Annotated in this window: 18 protein-coding genes; 9 read left to right on the top strand and 9 right to left on the bottom strand. The window is 74.8% G+C overall.

Translation table 11 applies throughout. The annotated features are described in order from the left end of the window. The first annotated feature begins 53 nt into the window (after positions 1-53). From C8D89_RS18725 to C8D89_RS18700, 6 genes are all read left to right on the top strand, one after another. A complete protein-coding gene (locus tag C8D89_RS18725) occupies positions 54-1,430 on the top strand; it encodes a primosomal protein (RefSeq protein ID WP_116709637.1) in 1,377 nt (458 codons plus the stop codon). A 147-nt stretch (positions 1,431-1,577) separates the two neighbouring features. Continuing rightward, positions 1,578-2,630 (top strand): PA containing protein, encoded by a 1,053-nt coding sequence (locus C8D89_RS18720; protein ID WP_116709636.1) that lies wholly within the window; start codon positions 1,578-1,580, stop codon positions 2,628-2,630. 150 nt (positions 2,631-2,780) lie between these two features. Beyond that, positions 2,781-4,001, top strand: coding sequence for a D-alanyl-D-alanine carboxypeptidase family protein (locus tag C8D89_RS18715; protein ID WP_243418229.1), 1,221 nt, complete (start codon positions 2,781-2,783; stop codon positions 3,999-4,001). Positions 4,002-4,179: 178 nt separating this feature from the next. Continuing rightward, on the top strand, positions 4,180-4,716 hold the full coding sequence (locus tag C8D89_RS18710) for a sigma factor-like helix-turn-helix DNA-binding protein (protein WP_116709635.1): 537 nt from the start codon (positions 4,180-4,182) through the stop codon (positions 4,714-4,716). Further along, entirely contained in the window at positions 4,706-5,398 is a 693-nt protein-coding gene (gene shbA, locus C8D89_RS18705; protein ID WP_116709634.1) for an RNA polymerase sigma factor ShbA, read from the top strand. Before C8D89_RS18710 ends, shbA begins: the two co-directional genes overlap by 11 nt. Positions 5,399-5,424: 26 nt before the next feature. Next, positions 5,425-6,867, top strand: coding sequence for an AMP-binding protein (locus C8D89_RS18700; protein ID WP_116709697.1), 1,443 nt, complete (start codon positions 5,425-5,427; stop codon positions 6,865-6,867). Between the two features lie 31 nt (positions 6,868-6,898). Here C8D89_RS18700 and C8D89_RS18695 read toward each other — a convergent pair whose 3' ends face one another. After that, the gene (locus C8D89_RS18695) at positions 6,899-8,410 is read right to left on the bottom strand and encodes a flavin-containing monooxygenase (protein WP_116709633.1); all 1,512 of its coding nucleotides are present in this window, start codon (positions 8,408-8,410) and stop codon (positions 6,899-6,901) included. Between the two features lie 16 nt (positions 8,411-8,426). Beyond that, positions 8,427-9,374, bottom strand: a complete 948-nt coding sequence (locus tag C8D89_RS18690) for an alpha/beta hydrolase (protein WP_116709632.1) — start codon at positions 9,372-9,374, stop codon at positions 8,427-8,429. A gap of 207 nt (positions 9,375-9,581) precedes the next feature. Here C8D89_RS18690 and C8D89_RS18685 point away from each other — a divergent pair, with 207 nt between their 5' ends. Then, positions 9,582-10,871 carry a PucR family transcriptional regulator gene (locus tag C8D89_RS18685; protein ID WP_116709631.1) on the top strand — a complete coding sequence of 430 codons (1,290 nt, stop codon included), beginning with the start codon at positions 9,582-9,584 and terminating at the stop codon, positions 10,869-10,871. 2 nt (positions 10,872-10,873) lie between these two features. On the opposite strand, the gene yhjD is transcribed toward C8D89_RS18685, so the two are convergent. The 5 genes from yhjD to C8D89_RS18665 form a co-directional block, all read right to left on the bottom strand. Next, a complete protein-coding gene (yhjD, locus tag C8D89_RS18680; protein ID WP_116709630.1) occupies positions 10,874-11,935 on the bottom strand; it encodes an inner membrane protein YhjD in 1,062 nt (353 codons plus the stop codon). 83 nt (positions 11,936-12,018) lie between these two features. After that, a complete protein-coding gene (locus tag C8D89_RS18675; RefSeq protein WP_116709629.1) occupies positions 12,019-13,479 on the bottom strand; it encodes a flavin-containing monooxygenase in 1,461 nt (486 codons plus the stop codon). Then, the gene (locus tag C8D89_RS30400; RefSeq protein WP_243418228.1) at positions 13,476-14,597 is read right to left on the bottom strand and encodes an FO synthase; all 1,122 of its coding nucleotides are present in this window, start codon (positions 14,595-14,597) and stop codon (positions 13,476-13,478) included. Before C8D89_RS30400 ends, C8D89_RS18675 begins: the two co-directional genes overlap by 4 nt. 8 nt (positions 14,598-14,605) lie before the next feature. Beyond that, entirely contained in the window at positions 14,606-15,931 is a 1,326-nt protein-coding gene (gene cofG / locus C8D89_RS30395) for a 7,8-didemethyl-8-hydroxy-5-deazariboflavin synthase CofG (protein ID WP_243418227.1), read from the bottom strand. 177 nt (positions 15,932-16,108) lie between these two features. Then, positions 16,109-16,678 (bottom strand): TetR/AcrR family transcriptional regulator, encoded by a 570-nt coding sequence (locus tag C8D89_RS18665; RefSeq protein ID WP_116709628.1) that lies wholly within the window; start codon positions 16,676-16,678, stop codon positions 16,109-16,111. Positions 16,679-16,726: 48 nt separating this feature from the next. On the opposite strand from C8D89_RS18665, the gene C8D89_RS18660 reads away from it, so the two are divergent. Together C8D89_RS18660 and C8D89_RS18655 are read left to right on the top strand one after the other, a co-directional pair. Then, on the top strand, positions 16,727-17,218 hold the full coding sequence (locus tag C8D89_RS18660; RefSeq protein ID WP_116709627.1) for a GNAT family N-acetyltransferase: 492 nt from the start codon (positions 16,727-16,729) through the stop codon (positions 17,216-17,218). Positions 17,219-17,345: 127 nt separating this feature from the next. Then, positions 17,346-17,774, top strand: a complete 429-nt coding sequence (locus C8D89_RS18655) for a DoxX family protein (protein WP_243418226.1) — start codon at positions 17,346-17,348, stop codon at positions 17,772-17,774. A 4-nt stretch (positions 17,775-17,778) separates the two neighbouring features. On the opposite strand, the gene C8D89_RS18650 is transcribed toward C8D89_RS18655, so the two are convergent. After that, entirely contained in the window at positions 17,779-19,158 is a 1,380-nt protein-coding gene (locus C8D89_RS18650; protein ID WP_207787299.1) for an AI-2E family transporter, read from the bottom strand. 160 nt (positions 19,159-19,318) lie between these two features. Then, on the bottom strand, positions 19,319-20,551 hold the full coding sequence (locus C8D89_RS18645; protein WP_116709625.1) for an NADP-dependent isocitrate dehydrogenase: 1,233 nt from the start codon (positions 20,549-20,551) through the stop codon (positions 19,319-19,321). Between the last annotated feature and the right edge of the window lie 79 nt (positions 20,552-20,630).

The following is a 20,630-nucleotide window of genomic DNA, read 5'->3' as shown; positions in this document are numbered from 1 at the left end:
CGGCATAGGGTGCGCCGCGCACGCACTCCCCCGGCTCGCGGAGGCCGCTCGGCATGGCGCAGGACATCATCCCGATCACGCTGGCCCTGACGGGCGGCGACCTCGTCACGCTGTGGGCCCCGCGGTGGCGCCAGGACGGCGAGGAGTGGGAGGCCTTCCTCGGCGACGACGAGGCGTTGTTCGCCTTCGCCGACGCCGCCGACCTCGCGGCCTGGATCGCGGCGGCGGAGGAGTCGGGCCAGGAGCACGACCTCGCCGACCACCCCGCGTGGCCCGTCGTCGTCAAGCTCTCGGTGGACGAGCTGACCCCCGAGGACGTGCAGCGCTACGACGTCGTCGGCGTGCCCGAGCTCGTGGCCGGCGACCCCGACACCTTCACCCTCGACGACCTCGCCGAGGTGGCGGCGATGTGCCGGTCGCTGGCCGACGTCTGCGACCTCGAGGTCGTGCACGAGGTGCTGGACGCGACGCCGGCGTTCGCCGCGCTGTCCGCGGGGCCGCCCGCGTTCATGGGCCGGGACGGGCAGGCGCTGTGGGCCGAGCTCGCCGAGGTGGTCGACGAGCGCTGGGACGAGGTCGTCGACGCGCTGGACGCGATGGTCACCACGCCCGCGGTGGACTCCGACCGTGCCGCCCGCCTGCGCGCGACCGCCACCCCCGCGCCCGGCGGCGACCTGGACCCCGACCCGCAGGGCGAGCCCGCCGCCCCGGCCGAGAACGTCGACGGCGACGCCGCCGACCCGGAGGCGGTCGCCGACGACCCGAAGGACGCCGCTGCGACAGGCCCCCTGGCTGACGCGCCGGCGGACCTGCGCGCGGACGCCGCGGGCGAGTCGCTGCGCTCCGACCTCGTCGACGCCGCGGAGGAGCCCGAGGAGGGCTTCTGGGAGGAGGTCGGCATCGACCCGATCGGCATCACGACACCGGACGGCGAGGTGATCACCCTGCGGTGCTACCTCGACGACGAGCCGGTGTTCCTGGGCTCGGGCGGGACGATCGAGGTCTTCTCCTCGGCGCGCGCGTTGCGCACCTGGATCGCCGGCGAGGGCGAGGCCGGCCACGACCTCGCCGAGGTCAGCACCTGGGACGAGGTCGTGTCGGCGGCGACCGGTGGGGACCTGGAGATCGAGGTCGCGCCCGAGAACCAGTACGTCCTCTCCGGGCTGGCCGACGACCTCGGCGAGGGCCCGGACGTCGTCGACGCCGAGCAGCTCGAGCTGGCCGTCGAGCTCGTCACCGACGCCGCCGCCTGGGCCGGCGAGACCCGCACCCGCGAGGCGCTCGCCCCCTCGGAGAGCCTCGGCTGGCTCGTGTCGTTCGTCGTGCGGCCCGACCCGACGCGCCTGACGCCCTCGCCGCCGTTCGACCGCGAGGCGGCCGCCTGGCGCGCCCTCGAGGACCGCTTCCTGGGGCGTCTGCGCCGCCACTGAACCCGGGAGCACCCCTGGTGCCCTTGTGGTGGACCCCCCGGCGCAGGGCCCTCACCCGGATGGGGTGCCGCGCCGAGGGGTGTTTACGCTTCGGCCCCGCCGAGACCGGCCGGCCCCGAGCCGGAAGTTCCAGAGAGTGGGCGCCGCGTGATCGACAACAACCAGACCATGTCCTTCGACCGCATGCGCAGCATGCTGGTGCGGGCGGCCGAGGTCCGGGACAGCGAGCAGCAGCAGATCTTCGACTCTCTGGACGAGATCCACGGCCGGCTCGCGGCGCTGGACGGTCTCGGGGCGATCCGCAAGCGCCTCTCCGACGTGCCCGACCGCACCGAGATGAGCGTGCTGGCCGAGCGCCTCGACGAGACCGTCGCCAAGCTCGACGCCCAGGAGTCGTCGATCTCGTCGCTCGCGCGGCTGGTCGAGGGCCTCGTCGACCGCGTCGCCGAGCGCCTCGCCACCCCGTTCGCCCAGCTCGACGGGCGCCTCGACGGCGTCACGGGGCGCTTCGAGGGCGTCGCGGGCCGCATGGACGGGCTCGAGGACCGCCTCTCCGGGCTGCACAAGCGCCTCGACGACCTCGACAACCGGCTCGACCGCCACGAGATGCGCCTCGACGGGCTGCCCGCCGCGGTCACCGGCCCGATGCGCGAGCGGGTCGACGCCGTCGACGCGAGCCTGCGCGACCGCCTGGACGACCTCGCCCGCGGGGTCTCCGAGGAGATCACCGGGACCCGCGAGGCCGCCCGCACCGACGCGAACTCCACCCGCACGGAGACCGCGACCCAGCTCGGCGAGCTCACCACCCGCCTCGACGCCCTGACGGCGCGGCTCGACCAGGTCGGCGCGCGCCTCGACGGCGTCGAGAACGGGCTGGGCGAGCGCGTCGGCGCCCTGTCGACATCGGTGGAGAACGGCCTGGACCGCCTCGACGGCACGCTCGTCAACCGCCCCGACCACGAGGCCGTCGTCGCCCTGGTCCGCCAGGCGAACGAGGAGTCCGAGCGCCGCAACGCCGGCCACCTCGACGAGGCCATGGCCACCTTCGCCGAGATCATCCTCGGCCCGGGCGGCGGCTCCGCGGGCTCGATGCCGGCCCCGCGCCCGACCGCCCGCCGCTCGGGGCGCAAGTCCGCGGTCCGCGACGGCCAGGTCAACGGCGCCGAGCTGCCGACGGAGAACACCTCCGCCGAGGGCTGAGCGCGCGGCCGCGGCTCGGGCTCGCGGGGGCGTCGCAGCGAGGGACGCCCCGGCTGCGTGGGACGCAGCGAGGGCGTCCCTCGCTCCCCCACCACGCCGCACTCCCGACCCGTGCCCGGCCCGCACACTCCGGCGGCTACTGTCCCGCCGGTGCGCACCCGACGGCGGTTGGCGACGGTGACCGCGGCCCTGGCGATCGGGCTGTCCGCGCTACCCGGCGTGGCCGGAGCGAGCCCCGCGGGTCCCGCCCTGCCCGGCCACGCGTCCTGCCCCTTCGGCACCGCGCCCGGGCCGCCCGTGGACAGCTCGGAGGTCCCCGAGCCCGGACAGCCCGAGCCCACCCCCCTGCCGGTTCCCGACCCGCCGATCGGCGGCCCCGCGATGGGGTCGTGCGGTGACGTGGTCGCGCCCGGTGCGCCCGCGGCGCCACCGGTCGGCGTGGTGTCCTACGTGCTCGCCGACCTCGACAGCGGCGAGGTCCTCGCCGCGCGCAACCCGCACGCGCGGCTGCGGCCGGCGTCGCTGATGAAGACGTTGACGGGCCTGCTCGTGGCGCGCCGGCTCCCGCTCGACGAGACGATCACCGGGACCCAGGAGGACGCCGACCAGGAGGGCACGCGGGTCGGCATGGGGCCCGGCGGGCAGTACACGATCCGCCAGGTGTTCGACGCGATGATGATGGCGTCGGGCAACGACGCCGCCCACGCGCTGGCCGTGCGGCTGACCGGTTCCGTCCCGGCCACCGTCGACCTGATGAACAGCACCGCCCGCGAGCTCGGCGCGCTCGACACCCGCGCGGCGACACCGTCCGGGCTCGACGGGCCGGGGATGCAGTCGTCGGCCTACGACCTCGCCTCGATCTTCCGCGCCGCGATGCGCGAGCCCGCGTTCGCCCAGGCCGTCGCCACCCGCCGCATCCCGTTCCCCGGCCACGGGCCCAACCCGCCGTTCGAGGTGGTCAACGACAACCGCCTGTTGACCACGGGCTATCCGGGCTACCTCGGCGGCAAGACCGGCTTCACCGACGACGCCCGGCACACGTTCATCGGCGCCGCCGAGCGGAACGGCCGGCGGCTCGTCGTCGTGCTGATGCGGGGCGAGCAACGGCCCGTGCCGATGTACCAGCAGGCGAGCGCGCTGCTCGACCACGGCTTCGCCCTCCCCGACCCGCAGGGCGTCGGCACGCTCACCGACGGGGTGCCCGAGAACGGGGCGAACGGGTCCGCCGACGGGTACGGCGAGGAGGCCGGGGACCCGAGCGCCGTCGCCCCGGACTCCGGCGCCGCCGGGTCGTGGGGCACCCCCCTGCTCCTGGTCGCGGTCTTCGCCGGGCTCGGCGGCCTCCTCGCCCTGCGCGCCGGGCGCCGCTGAGCGCGGCGGCGCACCCCGCCGCCGCGCCGGCCACCCGCACGAGTGATCCATGTCACGAGGTGTGCTCGAGTGGGCTCGTGGCGCCCTTCCGGGGTGACGCCATCGACGGTCTCTCGGGGGGAGCCTTCGTGACAGCCAGACGTCGTGCCGTGACCACGACTGCCCACGACCAGCGCGGATGAGCCGTGACGACTTCGAGGAGTTCCTCGTCGACCACGTGCCCCGGCTCGGCCGCCTCGCGTGGGCCCTCGCGATCCAGAGCGGCGCCGACCACCACGAGCTGGTGTCGGGCACGGTGCGTGTCCTGTACCGGCGCTGGCCGACCATCCGGCCGCCGATCGCGGCCACGCGGTGGGCCTTCGCCCGCACCACGATGGTCAACCTCGCGCGCTCGGAGGAGCGCCGGGCCCGCGCCCGCGGCGAGGTCCCGGCGGACGACCTGCAGGAGGTGCTCGACCGCACGCTGCGACGCAGCCCGTGGGACGACGACCCCGCCTTCGCCATGGTGTGCCGGGAGGAGGAGCTGACCGTGTACCGCGCGATCCGTCGGCTGCCCCCGGCCGAGCGCGAGATCATGATGGTGATCGTCCAGGACTTCAGCTGGCCCGAGACCGCCGCCGTGCTCGGGATCGCGGTGAAGGACGTGCGCGCCGGCGTGCTGCGCGCCCGCCGTCGCCTGCGCGGGCTGCTGAAGGAGGACGACGGTGACGCCTGACCCCGCACGCACCGCCGACCTCGACCGCCTCGTCGAGGCCGTCCTCGACGGTGATCGAGTGGCGCTGGATCGCCTCCTCGCGCTGCTGCGGCCCCTGGTCCTGCGCTACTGCCGCGCCCGCACGGCCCGCACCGACCCCCATGCCGCCGAGGACGTCGCCCAGGACGTGCTCCTCGCCGTCCTCCGGGCGCTGCCGGGCTACACCGACGAGGGCAAGCCGTTCCTCGCGTTCGTGTACGGCATCGCGGCCCACAAGTGCGTCGACGCCGTGCGGCGCCGGTCCCGGGGCGCGGCACCCACGGTCGCCGAGCCGGACCCGGAGACTCCCGACCACGGGCCCGGCCCGGAGGACCTCGCCCTGCGGGGAGCCCGGCGCCAACTGGTGCACCGCCTCCTCGACGAGCTCCCGGCGCGTCAGCGGGAGATCCTCGTGCTGCGGCTCGCGAACGGGCTCTCCGCCGAGGAGACGGCGCAGGCCGTCGGCTCCACACCCGGCGCGGTCCGCGTCGCACAGCACCGCGCGCTGGCCCGGCTGCGGCCGCTCGCCCCCGTCGAGGAGGAGGACGAGCTCAGCGACTGGGCAGCGGCTCCGCTGACCGGCGACCCGGAGCTGGACCGGCTGCTGGGCGTGGCCGACGCCGCGCTGCGCCGACGCGGCGGTGTCGGCCGACCCGGCGGGTGACGGCCGCCGGGCGCAGGATCGCGGGCATGCCCGAGCCCCTCGGCGAGACGTCCACGCGCCTCGCGGCGACGCACCCCGACCGTCCCGCCGTCACCGACGACACGAGCACGTGGACGTTCGCGCGGCTCGACGCCCACGCCGATCGCTGGGCCCACGAGCTCGCCGGGCACGGTGTCGCGCACGGGGATCTCGTCTCGATCGCGCTGCCCAACGTCGCCGGGCACTACGCGCTGACGCTCGCGGCGTGGAAGCTCGGCGCGGTGCCGCAGCCGCTGTCGCACCGGCTGGCGCCGGGCGAGCTGGCCGCGGTCCTCGAGGTCGTGCGCCCGCCGGTGGTCGCCGGGCTGGCGCCCGGCACGGATCCGGCGGTCGCTCCCGAGGGCACCACCGTCCTGCCGCTGGGGCACGAGCCCACCGGGCCCGCGACCCCGCCGCCGCCCGTCCCCCCGCCGCCCGCGTGGAAGGCGCCGACGTCGGGTGGCTCGACGGGGCGTCCGAAGGTCATCCTCGCCGGCGAGCCGGGCACGTTCGAGACGGTCACGGCGCGCGCGCCGGTCTACCGGATCGAGCCCGACGGCACGTTCCTGTGCACGGCGCCGCTGTGCCACAACGCGCCGTACCTGTTCTCCCTGCTCGGGCTGCTCACCGGCAACCACGTCGTGCTCATGGGCCGGTTCGACGCCGCGCGCGCGGTCGAGCTCGCCGCCACCCACGCCGCGACCTGGATCTATGCCGTGCCGACGATGATGCGCCGGATGGTGATGCTCGCCGAGCGTCCGGCGCTGCCCGCCCTGCGCACGCTGTTCCACATCGGCGCGCCCTGCCCGCCGGCGGTCAAGCGCGCGGTCATCGACTGGCTGGGGCCCGACCGCGTCCTCGAGGGCTACGCGGGCACCGAGGCGCAGGCCCGCACGACGATCACGGGCCGGGAGTGGCTCGAGCACCCCGGCTCGGTGGGTCGCGTGACCGGCGGCGAGATCGAGGTCCGCCCGGTCGACCCTGCCGACGACCGGGTGTGCGCCGTCGGCGAGGTCGGCGAGGTGTGGCTGCGCCCCGAGCCGGGCCGGGTGACCTACCGATACCTCGGCGCCGAGCCCCGCCGCCGACCCGACGGCTGGGAGTCGCTCGGCGACATGGGCTGGTTCGACGCCCACGGCTATCTGTACCTGGCCGACCGCGCCGCCGACATGATCGTCGTCGGCGGCCAGAACGTGTACCCGGCGGAGGTCGAGGCCGCGGTCCTCGAGCACCCCGCGGTCGTCTCGGCCGTCGTGGTGCCCGCCCCCGACGACGACCTCGGCTCGGTGCCGCACGCGGTGGTGCAGACCGACCGGGACGTCACCGACGCCGAGCTCGACGCCCACGTCGCCGCGCGGCTGTCCCCGGCCAAGCGGCCACGGGCGTGGCGGCGCTCGGAGGGACCGCTGCGCGACGACGCGGGCAAGGTGCGTCGCTCGTCGCTGCGGTGAGGGCCAGTCGGTGAGGGTCAGTCGGTGAGGGTCAGTCGTACTGCAGCGTCCCGTCGTCGAGGTCGGCGGCGGGCAGGGTGTGGCGCTCCTCGGCGTACTCGTGCATGTGCGTCCACGGCGCCCGGTCGCCCTGCTTGAACATCTTGTGCTGGCTGCGCATGACGTAGCCGGAGTTGAAGTTCTCCGGGTCCGACCACGGCCGGATCTCCATGTCGGCGTCCTCGGGCCGCAGCGTCGGGGTCACCGTCGTCGCGCCCCGGGCCTCCATGTGCGCCAGCAGGCGGCACACGAGGTCGGAGACGAGGTCGGCGCGCAGCGTCCAGCTGTGCCGGAAGTAGCCGAAGACGTAGGCCATGTTCGGGATACCCGAGATCATGATCCCGCGCCAGGTGATCCGCTGCGACACGTCGACCGGCTCGCCGTCCACGGTGAACGGGATGTCGCCGAGGGCGGTGAGGTTGAACCCGGTGGCGGACACGACGATGTCCGCCTCGAGCTCCTCGCCCGACGAGGTCCGGATCCCGGTCTCGGTGAAGGTGTCGATGGTGTCGGTGACCACCGACGCCCGGCCCTCCCTGATGGCGGTGAAGATGTCGCCGTCGGGCACCACCGCGATCCGCTGCTGCCACGGGCGGTACCCCGGGTTGAAGTCCTTCTCGACGTCGTAGCCCTCGGGAAGGTATGGCCGCATCTCGTCGAGGAGCCAGGTCCGCGCCTCCTCCGGGGTCTCCAGGCACATGCGGGTCAGCTCGTTGAACTGCTCGATGTAGGCCCGGCGGAGGATCTCGTGGGTCCACTCCTCGGGGATGTCGAGCGCGCGCAGCTGGACCGCGAGCTCGTGGGTCTTGGGCACGGCCGCGACGAACGTCGGCGTGCGCTGCAGCATCGTCACGTGCGCGGCCTTCTCCGCCATCGCCGGGACGACCGTCGCCGCCGTCGCGCCGCTGCCGATGACGACGACGCGCTTGCCCTCCCAGTCGAGGTCCTCGGGCCAGGTCTGCGGGTGGACGATGACACCCCGGTAGCGGTCCGTGCCGGGCCAGTCGGGGCGGTAGGGGTCCTGGTGGTTGTAGTAGCCCTGGCACATCCAGAGGAAGCCGCAGGTCATCTGCAGGTTCTCGCCGGTGTCGTCGCGGTGGACGTCGAGGGTCCAGCGCTGCTCGGCCGACGACCAGGACGCCGCGGTCACCTCGTGCCGGTAGCGGATCGCCGCCTTGAGGTCGTCCTCCTCGATCACCTCGTCGAGGTAGTTGGTGATCTCCTCGGAGGTGGCGATCGACGGCCCGCGCCACGGCTTGTGCGCGTAGCCGTAGGTGAACAGATCCGAGTCGGAGCGGGCGCCCGGGAAGCGGTGGGTCCACCACGTGCCGCCCCGGCCGGGCATCTTCTCGAGGATGGCGAACGTCTTGTCTCCGAAGCGCTCGCGCAGGTGGTGTCCGGCGTCGATGCCGGACACGCCGGCCCCGATGACGACGACGTCGACGTGCTCGACGCCGCCGGTGTCCTCGCCGGCGTTCGACGGGCGGGTCTCGGTGACGGTCATGGTCCCTCCTCGGGTCTCAGGCGGCCGCGGCCGTGGAGCGCAGCGCGGGGCGGAGGGCGGCGACGGCGTCGTCGACCATGCGGGTGCCCGACGGCGTGGCGCCCAGCGTCCAGAGGAAGCCGTGGATCATGCCGTCGTAGCGGGTCGCGGTGACGGTGGTGCCGGCCGCCTCGAGCTTGCGGGCGTAGGCCTCGCCCTCGTCACGCAGCGGGTCGTACTCGGCGGTGCCGACGAACGCCGGGGGCAGCCCGGAGACGTCCCCGGCGCGCAGCGGGAAGGCGATCGGGTCGTCCCCCGGGTCCGTCGCACCCAGGTAGTGCGCCCAGAACCACTGCATGGTGGCCCGTCCGAGCAGGTACCCCTCGCCGTTGTCGGTGATCGAGGGGCTCGTCCAGTCGAAGTCGACGACCGGGTAGAGCAGCATCTGGAACGCGATCTCCGGGCCGCGCCGGTCGCGGGCGGCGAGGCTGACCGCGGCCGCGAGGTGCCCGCCGGCCGAGTCCCCGCCGACCGCCAGCCGGGTCGGGTCGACGCCCAGCTCGTCGGCGTGCTCGGCGACCCACACGGTGGCGGCGTAGCAGTCGTCGAAGGCCGCGGGCTGCACGTGCTCGGGGGCCAGCCGGTAGTCGACGGACACCACGACGACGTCGGCGGCGTTGGCGAACGTGCGGCAGGGCCGGTCGACGGTCTCGAGGTCGCCGATCACCCAGCCGCCGCCGTGGAAGTAGACGAGCACGCCGCGGGGCCCGGCGCCCGCCGGCGTGTAGATCCGCACCGGGATGTCGCCCGCGGGGCCGGGGATCGTCCGGTCGGTCACGTCGGCGACGTCCTCGGGCGGCGGCTGCAGGTCGATGAACGCCGCGCAGGCCTCGCGGGCCTGCGGCACGGTCATGCACTCGATGGGCGGCATGCCCTGCTCGGCGAGCGCGTCGAGCAGGGTCTGGGCCTCGGGGTGGACGGGCACGGGGGCTCCCGGGGTCGGGGATCGGGTCCCCCTCACCGTGACCGGCACCACAGCGTGCGCGCTCGTCCCCCCGGGACGAACGTCGGGGGCGACCTTGTCCCCAGGACGTCACGGGGGGTCGCGTGCTGGTCGCCGACCGCGACGGAAGCTACGGTCGCGCGGAGGGCCGACGGCGGCCGTCGGCGGGCGCTCGGGTGGTGATCGCGGGTGGTGACCATCGAGCCCGACCGTCGCGGCAGCGACGCCGGGACCGACGGCGCCGGCGGCGACGCGGTGGCCGAGGTCGCGGCGGCGCTCGCCCCGCGGCGCACGGAGGTCAGCGCGTCCATCAGCGACGTGCTCGCGACGCGCATCGACGAGCTGCGCGGCGACCCCGGCCTGCGCGACCTGCTCGGCGCGAGCGTCGAGGGAAACGTCGAGACGATCCTGCACGTGCTGCGCCACGACCTGGACCCGCGCGGCGTCGAGCCCCCGGCCGCGGCCGTCGCCTACGCCCGGCGGCTGGCGCAGCGCGAGGTGCCCGTCAACGCGCTGATCCGGGCCTACCGGGTCGGCCAGGCGCACCTCATGGAGTGGGCGTTCGCCGAGGCGGCACGACGCCCCGGGGCGGCGGCCGCGGCGGCGTCGCAGCGCATCGTGCTGGTGGTCATGGAGTACGTCGACCACGTGACCCAGCAGGTCGTGGCGGCCTACGAGGCCGAACGTGACCGCGGGCGCCGCAGCCGGCACGCGCTGCGTGTGGCCCGGGTGCGTGACGTCCTCGCCGGGCGGACTCCGGCCGGGCCGGACGACCGGCTGGCCGTGGAGTCGACGCTGGGCTACCGGTTCTCCGCGGTCCACCTCGGGCTCGTCGTGTCCTCGCCGAGCGCGGAGGCCCCGTTCGGCGCGCTCGAGCGGGTCGCGCTGGACCTCGGCACCGCGCTGGACGCCGCCGGCCGCCCGCTCGTGGTGCCGTGGGACGGCGACAGCGCCTGGGCGTGGCTGCCGTGCCGCGACGACACCACCCCCTCCCGCGCGGTCGTGGAGGCCGTGCTCGCCCGCCACGCACCGGGCCTGCGGGTGGCGGCCGGGGCACCGATGGCCGGCGTCGAGGGCTTCCGCACCACCCACGACCAGGCCCGGCGCGCCCACGACGTCGCCCTCGCCGTCGAGGTGGACCCGCCGAGGGTGACGCTGTTCGACGAGGTCGGCGCCGTGGCCCTGCTGTGCGCCGACCGCGACGGCGCGTGGGCCTGGACCCGCCGGGTCCTCGGGCCGCTGGCCGACCCCGACCCCGCCGTCGCCCGGCTGCGCGAGACGCTGCGGACGTTCCTGGCGACGGGCGGGAGCCTCGCGGCCACGGCCCGCCGGCTGCGGGTGCACCGCAACACGGTCAAGTACCGGGTCGCCCGCGCCCACGAGGTGCGCGGTCGGCCGCTCGGGGGCGACCGCCTCGACGTCGAGCTCGCGCTGATGGCGTGCGCGTGGCTGGGGCCGCCGGCCGACGCCGGTCCGTGAGCTCAGCCGCGGTCGCGGCGCCGGCCCCCGAGTCCGAGGCCGAGCACGCCGAGCAGCGCGCCCGCCCCGAGCAGCCCGGCCGTGGCCCGCGGGCCGGGGGTGCGGCCCACGGTGACCGCCGGGCGGACGATCACCGGCGCGGGCTCGGGCAGCTCCTCGCGCTGGTTCTCCTTGAGCGTGGCGGCCCAGGCGGTGACGAAGAGGATGAAGCGCGAGACGAAGTTGGTGAACACCAGCAGACCGATGATCGGCCCGAACGCCGCGCCGGCGGGCGAGCTCGTGACGCTCGCGATGTAGACGGTCATGACCTGCTGGAGGATCACGAAGCCGACCGCACCGAGCAGGGCGGCGCGGACCGCCGAGCGCAGGGTGACCGGCTCGCGGGGCAGCCGGGCGATCACCCAGAGGAACACCAACCAGTTCGCCGCCAGCGTGATCGCGAGGCCGGCGAGGAAGAACAGGAACCGCGCCCAGGACTCGTCACCGAGGCCCAGGAACTCGAGGACGGTGTTCGAGAGCCCCGTCCCGACCGCGGTGACGGCGAAGGAGAGCGCGAAGGCGAGCCCGAGGCCGATCATGGCGAGCAGGTCGCCGCCGTAGCGCTTGAGGATCGACGGCGGCTCGTCGCGCTGGTCCCACTGCTCGGACAGGGCCTCCCGGAGGTTCCCCATCCACCCGAGCCCGGTGAACAGGGCGCCCAGGAGGCCGATGACGCCGACCGCGTTGCGCTGCGCGATCGCCTGCTCGATGACCCCGTTGATCAGATCGCCGAGCCCGGGCGGCACCGCGGCGGTGATGCCCTGCTGCAGCTGGGTGAGCAGCTCCTGGTTGTTGGCCAGCACGAACCCGGCGGCGGCGAACGCGACCATCAGCAGCGGGACGAGGGCGAGGATGGAGAAGAAGGTGATGGCCGCGGCGTAGTGGTCGCCGTGCTTCTCGGTGTAGCGGGTCGCCGCGCGGATCAGGTGGTCGAGCCACGGATAACGGGCGCGCAGCTTCTCCATCCGGGTCGGCTCGCTCGACCCCGCTCCGTGGTCCGTGTCGGTCGTGCTGGCGCTGGTCATGGCGGGCGGCGTCCTCTCGCGGTCCCCGACGGGCGCGGACCGGACCGCCCGCGCGGCCCGTAGCTACCCCGCGTGGCCGAGGGTCACGCGCCGGCCGCGCCGTAGGGCCGGGGGTCGAACGTCCCGTTGCGGGCCCGGAACGACCGCGCCGTCCCCGGCCACAGCAGCGTCAGCCGCCCGCTGTCCTCGTCGACGTACCAGCTGCGGCACCCGCCCTGGAGCCACACCGTGTCGGCGGCCATCGCGTCGATCTCGCGGGTGTACGCCGCCTCGGCCTCGGCGGTGACCTCCAGCGGCACGCCGGGCCGCGCGGCGAGGTGGTCGAGCGCGCCGAGGACGTGGTCGATCTGCGTCTCGATCATGTAGACCGCGGAGTTGTGCCCGAGGCTCGCGTTGGGCCCGTTGAGCACGAACATGTTGGGGAAGCCGTGCACCGCGGTGGAGGCGTGCGCGGTCATGCCGCCGGCCCACCGCTCGGCCAGCAGCCCGTGGCGGCCCTCGATGCGCTGGGCGAACGGCAGGCGGGTGGTCCAGAAGCCGGTGGCGAGCACGAGGGCGTCGAGCGGGTGGTGGGCGCCCGACGCCGCGACCGCCGCCGACTTCTCGACGCGGGCGAGTGCGCTGGGCTCGAGGGTGACGTCGTCGCGGGACAGCGCGGGGTAGAGGTCGTCGGAGATGACGATGCGCTTGCAACCGATCTCGTAGTCGGGCCGGAGCAGGGCCCGCAGCCGCGGGTCGGGCACCTGCGCGGCGAGGTGGTCCAGGGCGCGGCGGCGCAGACGGTCGATGTCGGGGCGCACGCGGCGGCGGGCGTCGATGGCGCGCTCGGCGTCGTCGAACAGCTCCTCGCGCAGCGCCCGCTCGGCGCCGGGGTCCAGAGCGAAGCCGCGGCGCTCCTCGGCGGAGTAGGCGCGGTCGCCGCGCGGCACCACCCACGGGGGCGTGCGCTGGAAGACGACGAGCTCGGCGGCCGTCCCGGCCAGCGCGGGCACGATCTGGGCCGCCGACGCCCCGGTGCCGACGACGCCGACCCGGCGCCCGGCGAGGTCGGCGGAGGAGTCCCAGCGCGCGGAGTGGAACACCGGACCGTCGAACCCCGACAGGCCCGGGATCTCCGGGATCCGCGGCTCGGAGAGCCGTCCGGCGGCCACGACGAGCACGCGGGCCCGGTAGGTGCCGGCCGACGTCGCGACCCGCCACCGCGCCCCGTCCCACCGGGCGTGCTGCATCTCGGTGCCCAGGCGCAGGTGGGGGTCGAGGCCCTCGTCGCGGGCGCAGTCGCGCAGGTAGGAGTGGATCTCCGCGCCCGGTGCGAACACCCGCGACCAGTCCGGCTTGGGACGGAACGAGAACGAGTAGAGGTGCGACGGGACGTCGCAGGCGACGCCGGGGTAGCGGTTGTCGCGCCACGTGCCGCCGACCCCGTGCGCGCGTTCGAGCAGCACGAACGACTCGCGACGCCGCCGCGCGAGGCGGACCCCGAGCCCGATCCCCGCGAACCCCGCGCCGACGACGGCGACGTCGACCTCGGTGGGCTCGCTCATCGTGGGGCCGCGAGCTCGCGCAGCACCGCCTGCCGCTCGGGCGACGCGTCGCCGTAGACGGTCGTGCGCTGGCGGGGCGTGCGGCCCAGCGCGGCGGCGAGGCGCTCCACGTCACCGAGGGTGAGCCGGCGCCCGGCCTCGGCCCCGGCCGCGGGGTCGAGGGCGCCGTCGAGCAGCAGCCCGCCCGCGTCGTCGGCACCCCCGCGCAGGACGGCGACCGTGAGCTCGGCACCGAGTTTGGGCCACGCGGCCTGGACGTGATCGATCCGCCCGTGCAGCAGCAACCGCGCCACCGCGTACAGCGCGCGCGTCTCCCGGGTGCTCGAGCGCACGCTGCGCGTGCGAGCAATGCGGCTTTGCTGGCGTTCGACGCCAGGATCGCCACATCCTCGGTCGGCGACACGCCGTGCGGTCGGCAGGGCCTCGGGCAGGATCGGCATGGGGATGAACTCGGTGAACCCGCCCGTGCGGTCCTGGATCGTGGCGAGCGCGCGCAGGTGGGCGACCTGCTCGGCGGGCGTCTCGACGTGGCCGTAGACCATCGTCGCCGTCGAGCGCAGGCCCACCTCGTGCGCCGTGGTCACCAGCTCGGTCCAGCGCGCGGCGGGGATGTCGGTGCCGCCGGTGAGCCAGGCGCGGATGCCGTCGTCGAGGATGCGCGCCGCCGTGCCGGGCACCGACCCGAGGCCGGCGTCACGGGCGGCGGTCAGGAACTCGCGCGGGCTCAGCGCCAGGCGCGCCGCCGCGTCGGCGACCTCGGCGGGCCGGAAGGCGTGCAGGTGCAGCGGTGCACGGCCGGTGATGCGGGCGACGAGGTCGAGCGCGGCCGTCGTGGGAGCGTCGGCGGGCAGCGGCCCCTGCACGCAGACCTCGGTGGCGCCCAGCGCCCACGCCTCGTCGACGAGGGGGTCGGCGCGCCCGGGGTCGGCCGCGACGGGGGTGTCGAGGTTGCGGTTGGCGACGAAGGTCAGCTGGTCGCCCACCGCCTCGCGCCGCAGGTGGTCGGCCAGGGCACACAGCGCCTCGAGGTCGTCCCCGTCGGCGGTGAGGAGCTCGGCGTAGGCGTCGTCGGGCAGGCCCGCGGGGTCGGACTCGGCGCGGGCGAGGTGGGTGCGCACCGGTGCCGTCACCCCACGCCCGCCGGCTGACGCACGCGCGCCAGCCCCCGCGCGTCGGCCAGCGCGATCACGGGGTCGACGAGGTCGGGGTGCAGCCAGCGGTTCGGGTCGTGGACGTAGCGCGGGTAGATCGTCAACCTCGGGGTGAGGGTGAAGCCCGCCGCCGCGGTGACGGCCCGCAGCGCGTCGAGCCCGGGCCAGGGCCGCTCGGGGTTGACGTGGTCGGGTGTCACGGGCGAGACCCCGCCCCAGTCGTCGATGCCGGCGCGCAGGAGCAGGGCCTGCTCGGCGGCGGCGCTCTGGGTGTCGTCCAGCTCGCCGGCCAGGTTCGGCGGCGCCTGGACGCTGACACCGAGTGGCATGATCAGCCGCGCGACGGCCACCGCCGCGACGAAGGCGTCGAACTCGGCGTCGGGCTCACCGCGCATGGCGGTGTCGGGCTTGGCGCGGAAGTTCTGGACGATGACCTCCTGCACGTGCTCGCCGCGCCGCGCCGACGCCGCGAGCTCGAGCAGCGACTGCGCACGCTCGGCGCGGTGCTCGCCGATGCCGACGAGGATGCCCGTGGTGAACGGCACACGCGCCCGGCCCGCGTCGTCGACGACGCGGCGGCGCAGCGCCGGCTCCTTGTCCGGCGAGCCGAAGTGCGCCCCGCCCGGCTGCGACCACAGCCGCGTCGCGGTGGTCTCGAGCATCATCCCCATCGACGGAGCGACCGCCCGGAGCCGCTGGAGCTCGACGAGGTCCATGACGCCGGGGTTGAGGTGGGGCAACAGGCCGGTCTCGTGGAGGACCGCCGCGGCGGAGTCGTGCACGTGGTCGAGCGTCGAGCCCAGGCCGCGGGCGCCGAGCCAGTCGCGGGCCGCCGCCCAGCGGTCCTCGGGCCGGTCACCGAGGGTGAACAGCACCTCGGTGCAGCCCTGCGCGGCGCCCTCGCGGGCGATCGCGAGGACCTCGTCGCGCTCGAGGTAGGCCGCGGGCAGCCGCCCGGGCACGGTGGCGAAGGTGCAGTAGTGGCAGCGGTCCCGGCACAGGCGGGTCAGCGGGACGAACACCTTGGGGCTGTAGGTGACGACGCCCGGGCGCCCCTCACCGGCGAGGTGCGCGTCGCGCCGGGCGGCGGCCAGGCCGAGCAGCGCGTCGAGCTCGTGGCCCCGCGCCGCGAGCAGCGCCGTCGCGTCGGCGAGGACGGCCCGGTGCTCGGGGTCGCCCGCGAGTGCACCGCCGGCGGCACGCTCCAGTGCCTCCCGGACCGCGGTGTGCGACGGCTCCGGGGGCTCGGGCAGCTCGACCAGCGCGCGCGGCGGTCGCGCGATGTCGGGGAGATCGGCCACGGCCCCGAACGTACGCCGCGACGCCCCCGACCGCCCACGTCCCGACCCCCACCCGTGACTGTCGGTCGGTACACGGGGTGTGCGAGCAATGCGGCTTTGCTGGCACTGGATGCCAGGATCGCCACAGCCTCGCTCGCGCGACACGCCGGGGGCGGGCGGCGACGGCACACGGCACGTTCACAACGCCGCGAGGTGCGCGCCGACCGCGGCGTCGAGGCGCGCGGTCTCGCCCGTGGCGAGCAGGTCGAGCAGCGCGCCGCGCAGCACCGCCAGCAGCAGGGCACGCTCGGCGACGCCGGCGGCGGTGTCACGGTGTGCCGGGGGCTGGTGGCGGGCGAGCAGCGCGTCCCAGTCGGCGACCGTGCGGGCGGCGAACCCCGCCCACGGGCCGTCACCGGCGTCGCCCACCGAGCGCGTGTAGGCCTCGAGCCACAGCCGCAGCAGGGCACGGTGCTCCGGAGCGGCGAGCCAGGCCCACACGCGCGCGCCGACCGTGGCCAGGTCACCGGAATCGCCGACCGCGTCGAGCACCGCCAGCTGGTCGGCCCGACTGCGGGCCAGCAGCGCGCGCACCAGCCCGTCCTTGCTGCCGAACAGGAACAGCAGCACCCGGGGGCTCGAGCCGATCGCCTCGGCGAGGGGGCGCAGCGACATCCCCGCCCACCCGCGCTCGAGCACCCACGCGTACGCCGCCTCGAGCAGCTCCTGCTGCCGCGCCGATCCGCCGTCCGGAGCCGTGCCAGCCACCCGCCCAGTGTGCTTCACTGAAACGCCCGTTTCAGTGAGGAGGTCGCGATGGGCGAGGTGACGATCCGGGCGCTCGATCGCCCCGGGGATCTGGGCTGGGTGCTCCTGGCCCACGGCGAGCGCTACGCCGAGGAGTACGGCTGGGACGTCGAGGCGGTGACCGCGCGGATCCTCGCGGACCACGCCGAAGTGCGGCGGGACGGCGCCGAGGCCGGCTGGATCGCCGAACTGGACGGTGTCCGCGTCGGCAGCGTGCTGTGTGTGCACGAGGACGCCCGCACCGCGCGGCTTCGCCTGCTGCTGGTCGACCCCAGCGCCCGGGGTCACGGCGTCGGGCGCCGACTGGTTGCGAGTTGCGTCGACTTCGCCCGCGCCACGGGGCACGAGCGGCTCGTCCTCTGGACCAACGAACCCCTCGCCGCCGCCCGGCGCCTCTACCTCGGTACCGGATTCGTGCTCACAGGCGAGGAGCGGCACCGCGAGTTCGGCGCCGAGCTCGTCGGCCAGTCGTACGCGCTCGACCTCACCACGCCCACGTGAGCGTGTGGCGATACGGACGTCGAGTGTCAGCGATGGCCCACCGCTGACACATCCCACCCCTTGACGCTACCTCATAGTCCTGCTTTCATATCAACCAAGGAGTTGCGCAACCGAGAGGACGATGACCATGACCACGATCGCCACGCCCACCGCCACCCGTTCCCGCGCGCGCCGGTACGCCCTGGTCGTGCTGCAGGTGCTGCTCGCCGCGGTCTACGTGGCGTCGGGGATCGGGAAGGTCGGGCTCGACCCGACGGTCGTCGCCGGCTTCGCGGCCATGGGGATCGGGCCGGCGGGCACCGTGACCATCGGCGTGCTCGAGCTGCTCGGGGCGATCGGGCTGCTGATCCCGCGCCTCGCCGGGCTCGCCGCAACCGCCTTCGTCGCGCTCATGATCGGCGCCGTCGTCATCACCGCCGCGACGGTGGGCGTCGCGATGGTCCCCGTCCCGGCCGTGGTGCTCGTGCTCGTGGCCGTGGTGGCCTGGGCGCGGCGCCACGAGACCGCCGCGCTGCTCCGCGACCCGCGCCGCCTCTGGTCGACCCGCCGGGCGTGACGCGCTACCCGCCGCCGACCGAGCGGTCCTCGATGCCCGGGGTCCGCGCGGTCGGCACGGCGCCGTCCCCGTCTCCCGCGCGGGAGCTCGCTCCCGAACCGGCGTCGGTGGGGCCGTCGGTGCCGCCGTCGGCGTCGGCCTCGGCGGGGTCCTCGGTGCCGCCGTCGGTGTAGCCGTCCGTGGCGTCCGCCGGCCGGCCGCCGGCCGGGACGGTCGCCGCGCCCGCCACCGCGTCCGTCGCCTCCGGCTCGCCCGGCGCCTCCTCCGGATCGCCCCCCTCGCCCGTCTGCGCGTCGATCCGCTCGCCGAGGTAGCGGAGGATCTCGGCGAGGACAGCGGCCACCGGCACGGCGAGGAACGCCCCGGCGATGCCGGCGAGGCTCGACCCGGCGGTCACCGCGAGGATCACGACGGCCGCGTTGAGGCCCAGACCCCGACCCTGGACCAGCGGCTGGAGCAGGTTCCCCTCGACCTGCTGCACGACGAGGATCAGGATCAGCACCCCGAGCGCCGTCGCGAACCCCTGGACGACGAGCGCGATGAGCACCGCGAGCGCCCCGGCCACGAGGGCGCCGACGATCGGGATGAACGCGCCGAAGAACGTCAGCACCGCGAGCGGCAGGGCCAACGGCACGCCGAAGATCACCAGGCCGATGCCGATGAACACCGCGTCGACGAACCCGATCAGCGCCTGGCTGCGGATGAACCCGCCCAGGCGCAGCCACGCCCGCCCGCCGACCTCGGCGAGGTGGCCCCCCGATGTCGGCCCGGCCATGCGCCGCAGCCAGGGCAGGAACTTCGGCCCGTCCTTGACGAAGAGGAAGGCCAGCACCAGGGCGAGGACGGCGTTGACGACCCCGTTCGCGACCGCCGTGAGCCCGGTGACGACGCCGCCGGCGATCTGTCCGGCACTCTGCTGCAACCGGTCGGTGGCGGCCTGGACGTACTGACCGATCTGGCTCGCGCCCAGGTTGAACGGCGGGCCCTGCAGCCAGGTCTGGATCTGCTGGATGCCGCCGACCGCCCCCTGGATGATCTGGGGGAACTGCCCGGCCACGGCCGGGGCGATCAGCGCGATGATCCCCCCGAAGAGGGCCAGCGCGAGGAGGAGGACCACGGCCGTCGCCAGGGCGCCGGGCCACCGGTGCGCGCGCAACCACGTCACCGGCGGCTCGAGCACCGTCGCGATGACCAGGCCGAGGAACACCGGGAAGACGATCGCCCACAGCCAGATGACGAGCAGGCCGAAGAGCGTCAGGCCGCCGGCGACCAGGAGGAAGCGCAGGCTCCACCGCGCGGCCCACGCCAGGCCCTCGCCGATGACGTGGCCGCGCGTGGGCGCCTGCCCGCGCGCGATGTCCCGCGAGGCGGGGGCCTCGTCCATGGTCGAGAGTCTGTCAGCGATCGGGGCCTCCGGGGCGCGCGGACGGGTTCGGATCGCGGCGGGGTTGCCCGAACCCCGCCGCGTGCTACCCGGACCGTGACCCGGACACACGCGGGCCCCTCCCCCGCGCGGCGGGGAAGGGGCCCGGTGGTCGGTCCCGCTAGTTCGCGACGGCCTTCTGGAGGCCCTCGTCGATCGCGTCGAGGAAGTCCTGGGTGTTGAGGTAGTCGGCGTCCTTGCCGACGAGCAGCGCCAGGTCCTTGGTCATCTTGCCGCTCTCGATCGTGTTCACGCAGACGTCCTCCATCTTCTGCGCGAAGTCGACCAGCGCGTCGTTGCCGTCGAGCTTGCCCCGCTGGGACAGCCCGCGGCTCCAGGCGAAGATCGACGCGACCGGGTTGGTCGACGTCTCCTTGCCCTGCTGGTGCTGGCGGAAGTGCCGCGTCACCGTGCCGTGGGCGGCCTCGGCCTCGACCGTGCCGTCGGGGGTCATCAGCACCGAGGTCATCAGACCCAGCGAGCCGAAGCCCTGCGCCACGATGTCGGACTGCACGTCGCCGTCGTAGTTCTTGCAGGCCCAGACGTAGCCGCCCTCCCACTTCAGCGCCGCGGCGACCATGTCGTCGATCAGGCGGTGCTCGTAGGTCAGGCCGGCCTTCTCGAAGTCGTCCTTGAACTCGGACTCGAAGATCTCCTCGAAGGTGTCGCGGAACATGCCGTCGTACGCCTTGAGGATGGTGTTCTTGGTCGACATGTAGACCGGGTAGTTCCGGTCGAGCCCGTAGCGCAGCGAGGCGCGGGCGAAGTCGACGATCGACTCCTTGAAGTTGTACATCCCCAGCGCGACGCCGCCGTCCTCGGGGAACTTCGCGACCTGGAACTCCATCGGCTCCACCCCAGGAGATCCAGCACTGTCGTCGGGCGTGTAGCTGATGGTGACCGTGCCGGGACCCGGGACCTTGAAGTCCTGCGCGAGGTACTGGTCGCCGTGCGCGTGACGGCCGACGACGATCGGCTTGGTCCAGTGCGGGACGTAGCGCGGGATGTTCTGGCAGACGATCGGCTCGCGGAAGATGACGCCGCCGAGGATGTTGCGGATCGTCCCGTTGGGCGAGCGGTACATGCGCTTGAGCCCGAACTCCTCGACCCGCGCCTCGTCCGGCGTGATCGTCGCGCACTTGACGCCGACGCCGTGCTTCTTGATCGCGTTGGCGGCGTCGACGGTGACCTGGTCGTCGGTCTCGTCGCGGTGCTCGATGCCCAGGTCGTAGTACTCGAGATCGATGTCGAGGTACGGGTGGATCAACTTGTCCTTGATGAACTGCCAGATGATCCGCGTCATCTCGTCACCGTCGAGCTCGACGACGGTGCCCTCTACCTTGATCTTCGCCACGACTCGTGAGCCCTCCTCGTGAGCGCCGACGCTCGGCGCCGTCCACCTGCCCGCACGCTATCAACGGGCGGAGTACCCA

This window comes from Actinomycetospora cinnamomea, from assembly GCF_003096675.1.
GTDB classification, from domain to species: Bacteria; Actinomycetota; Actinomycetes; order Mycobacteriales; family Pseudonocardiaceae; genus Actinomycetospora; species Actinomycetospora cinnamomea.
Note: the sequence above shows the minus strand (reverse complement) of the source record. Positions and strands in the feature narration are given on the sequence as shown.

Excerpts from the sequence above, each read along its gene's own strand:
- C8D89_RS18710 (WP_116709635.1), top strand. The coding sequence starts at position 4,180 with ATGAGCCGTGACGACTTCGAGGAGTTCCTCGTCGACCACGTGCCCCGG.
- C8D89_RS18675 (WP_116709629.1), bottom strand. The coding sequence starts at position 13,479 with ATGAGCGAGCCCACCGAGGTCGACGTCGCCGTCGTCGGCGCGGGGTTC.
- C8D89_RS18655 (WP_243418226.1), top strand. The coding sequence starts at position 17,346 with ATGACCACGATCGCCACGCCCACCGCCACCCGTTCCCGCGCGCGCCGG.
- C8D89_RS18650 (WP_207787299.1), bottom strand. The coding sequence starts at position 19,158 with ATGGACGAGGCCCCCGCCTCGCGGGACATCGCGCGCGGGCAGGCGCCC.
- C8D89_RS18725 (WP_116709637.1), top strand. The coding sequence starts at position 54 with ATGGCGCAGGACATCATCCCGATCACGCTGGCCCTGACGGGCGGCGAC.
- yhjD (WP_116709630.1), bottom strand. The coding sequence starts at position 11,935 with ATGACCAGCGCCAGCACGACCGACACGGACCACGGAGCGGGGTCGAGC.
- C8D89_RS18700 (WP_116709697.1), top strand. The coding sequence starts at position 5,425 with ATGCCCGAGCCCCTCGGCGAGACGTCCACGCGCCTCGCGGCGACGCAC.
- C8D89_RS18660 (WP_116709627.1), top strand. The coding sequence starts at position 16,727 with ATGGGCGAGGTGACGATCCGGGCGCTCGATCGCCCCGGGGATCTGGGC.
- C8D89_RS18695 (WP_116709633.1), bottom strand. The coding sequence starts at position 8,410 with ATGACCGTCACCGAGACCCGCCCGTCGAACGCCGGCGAGGACACCGGC.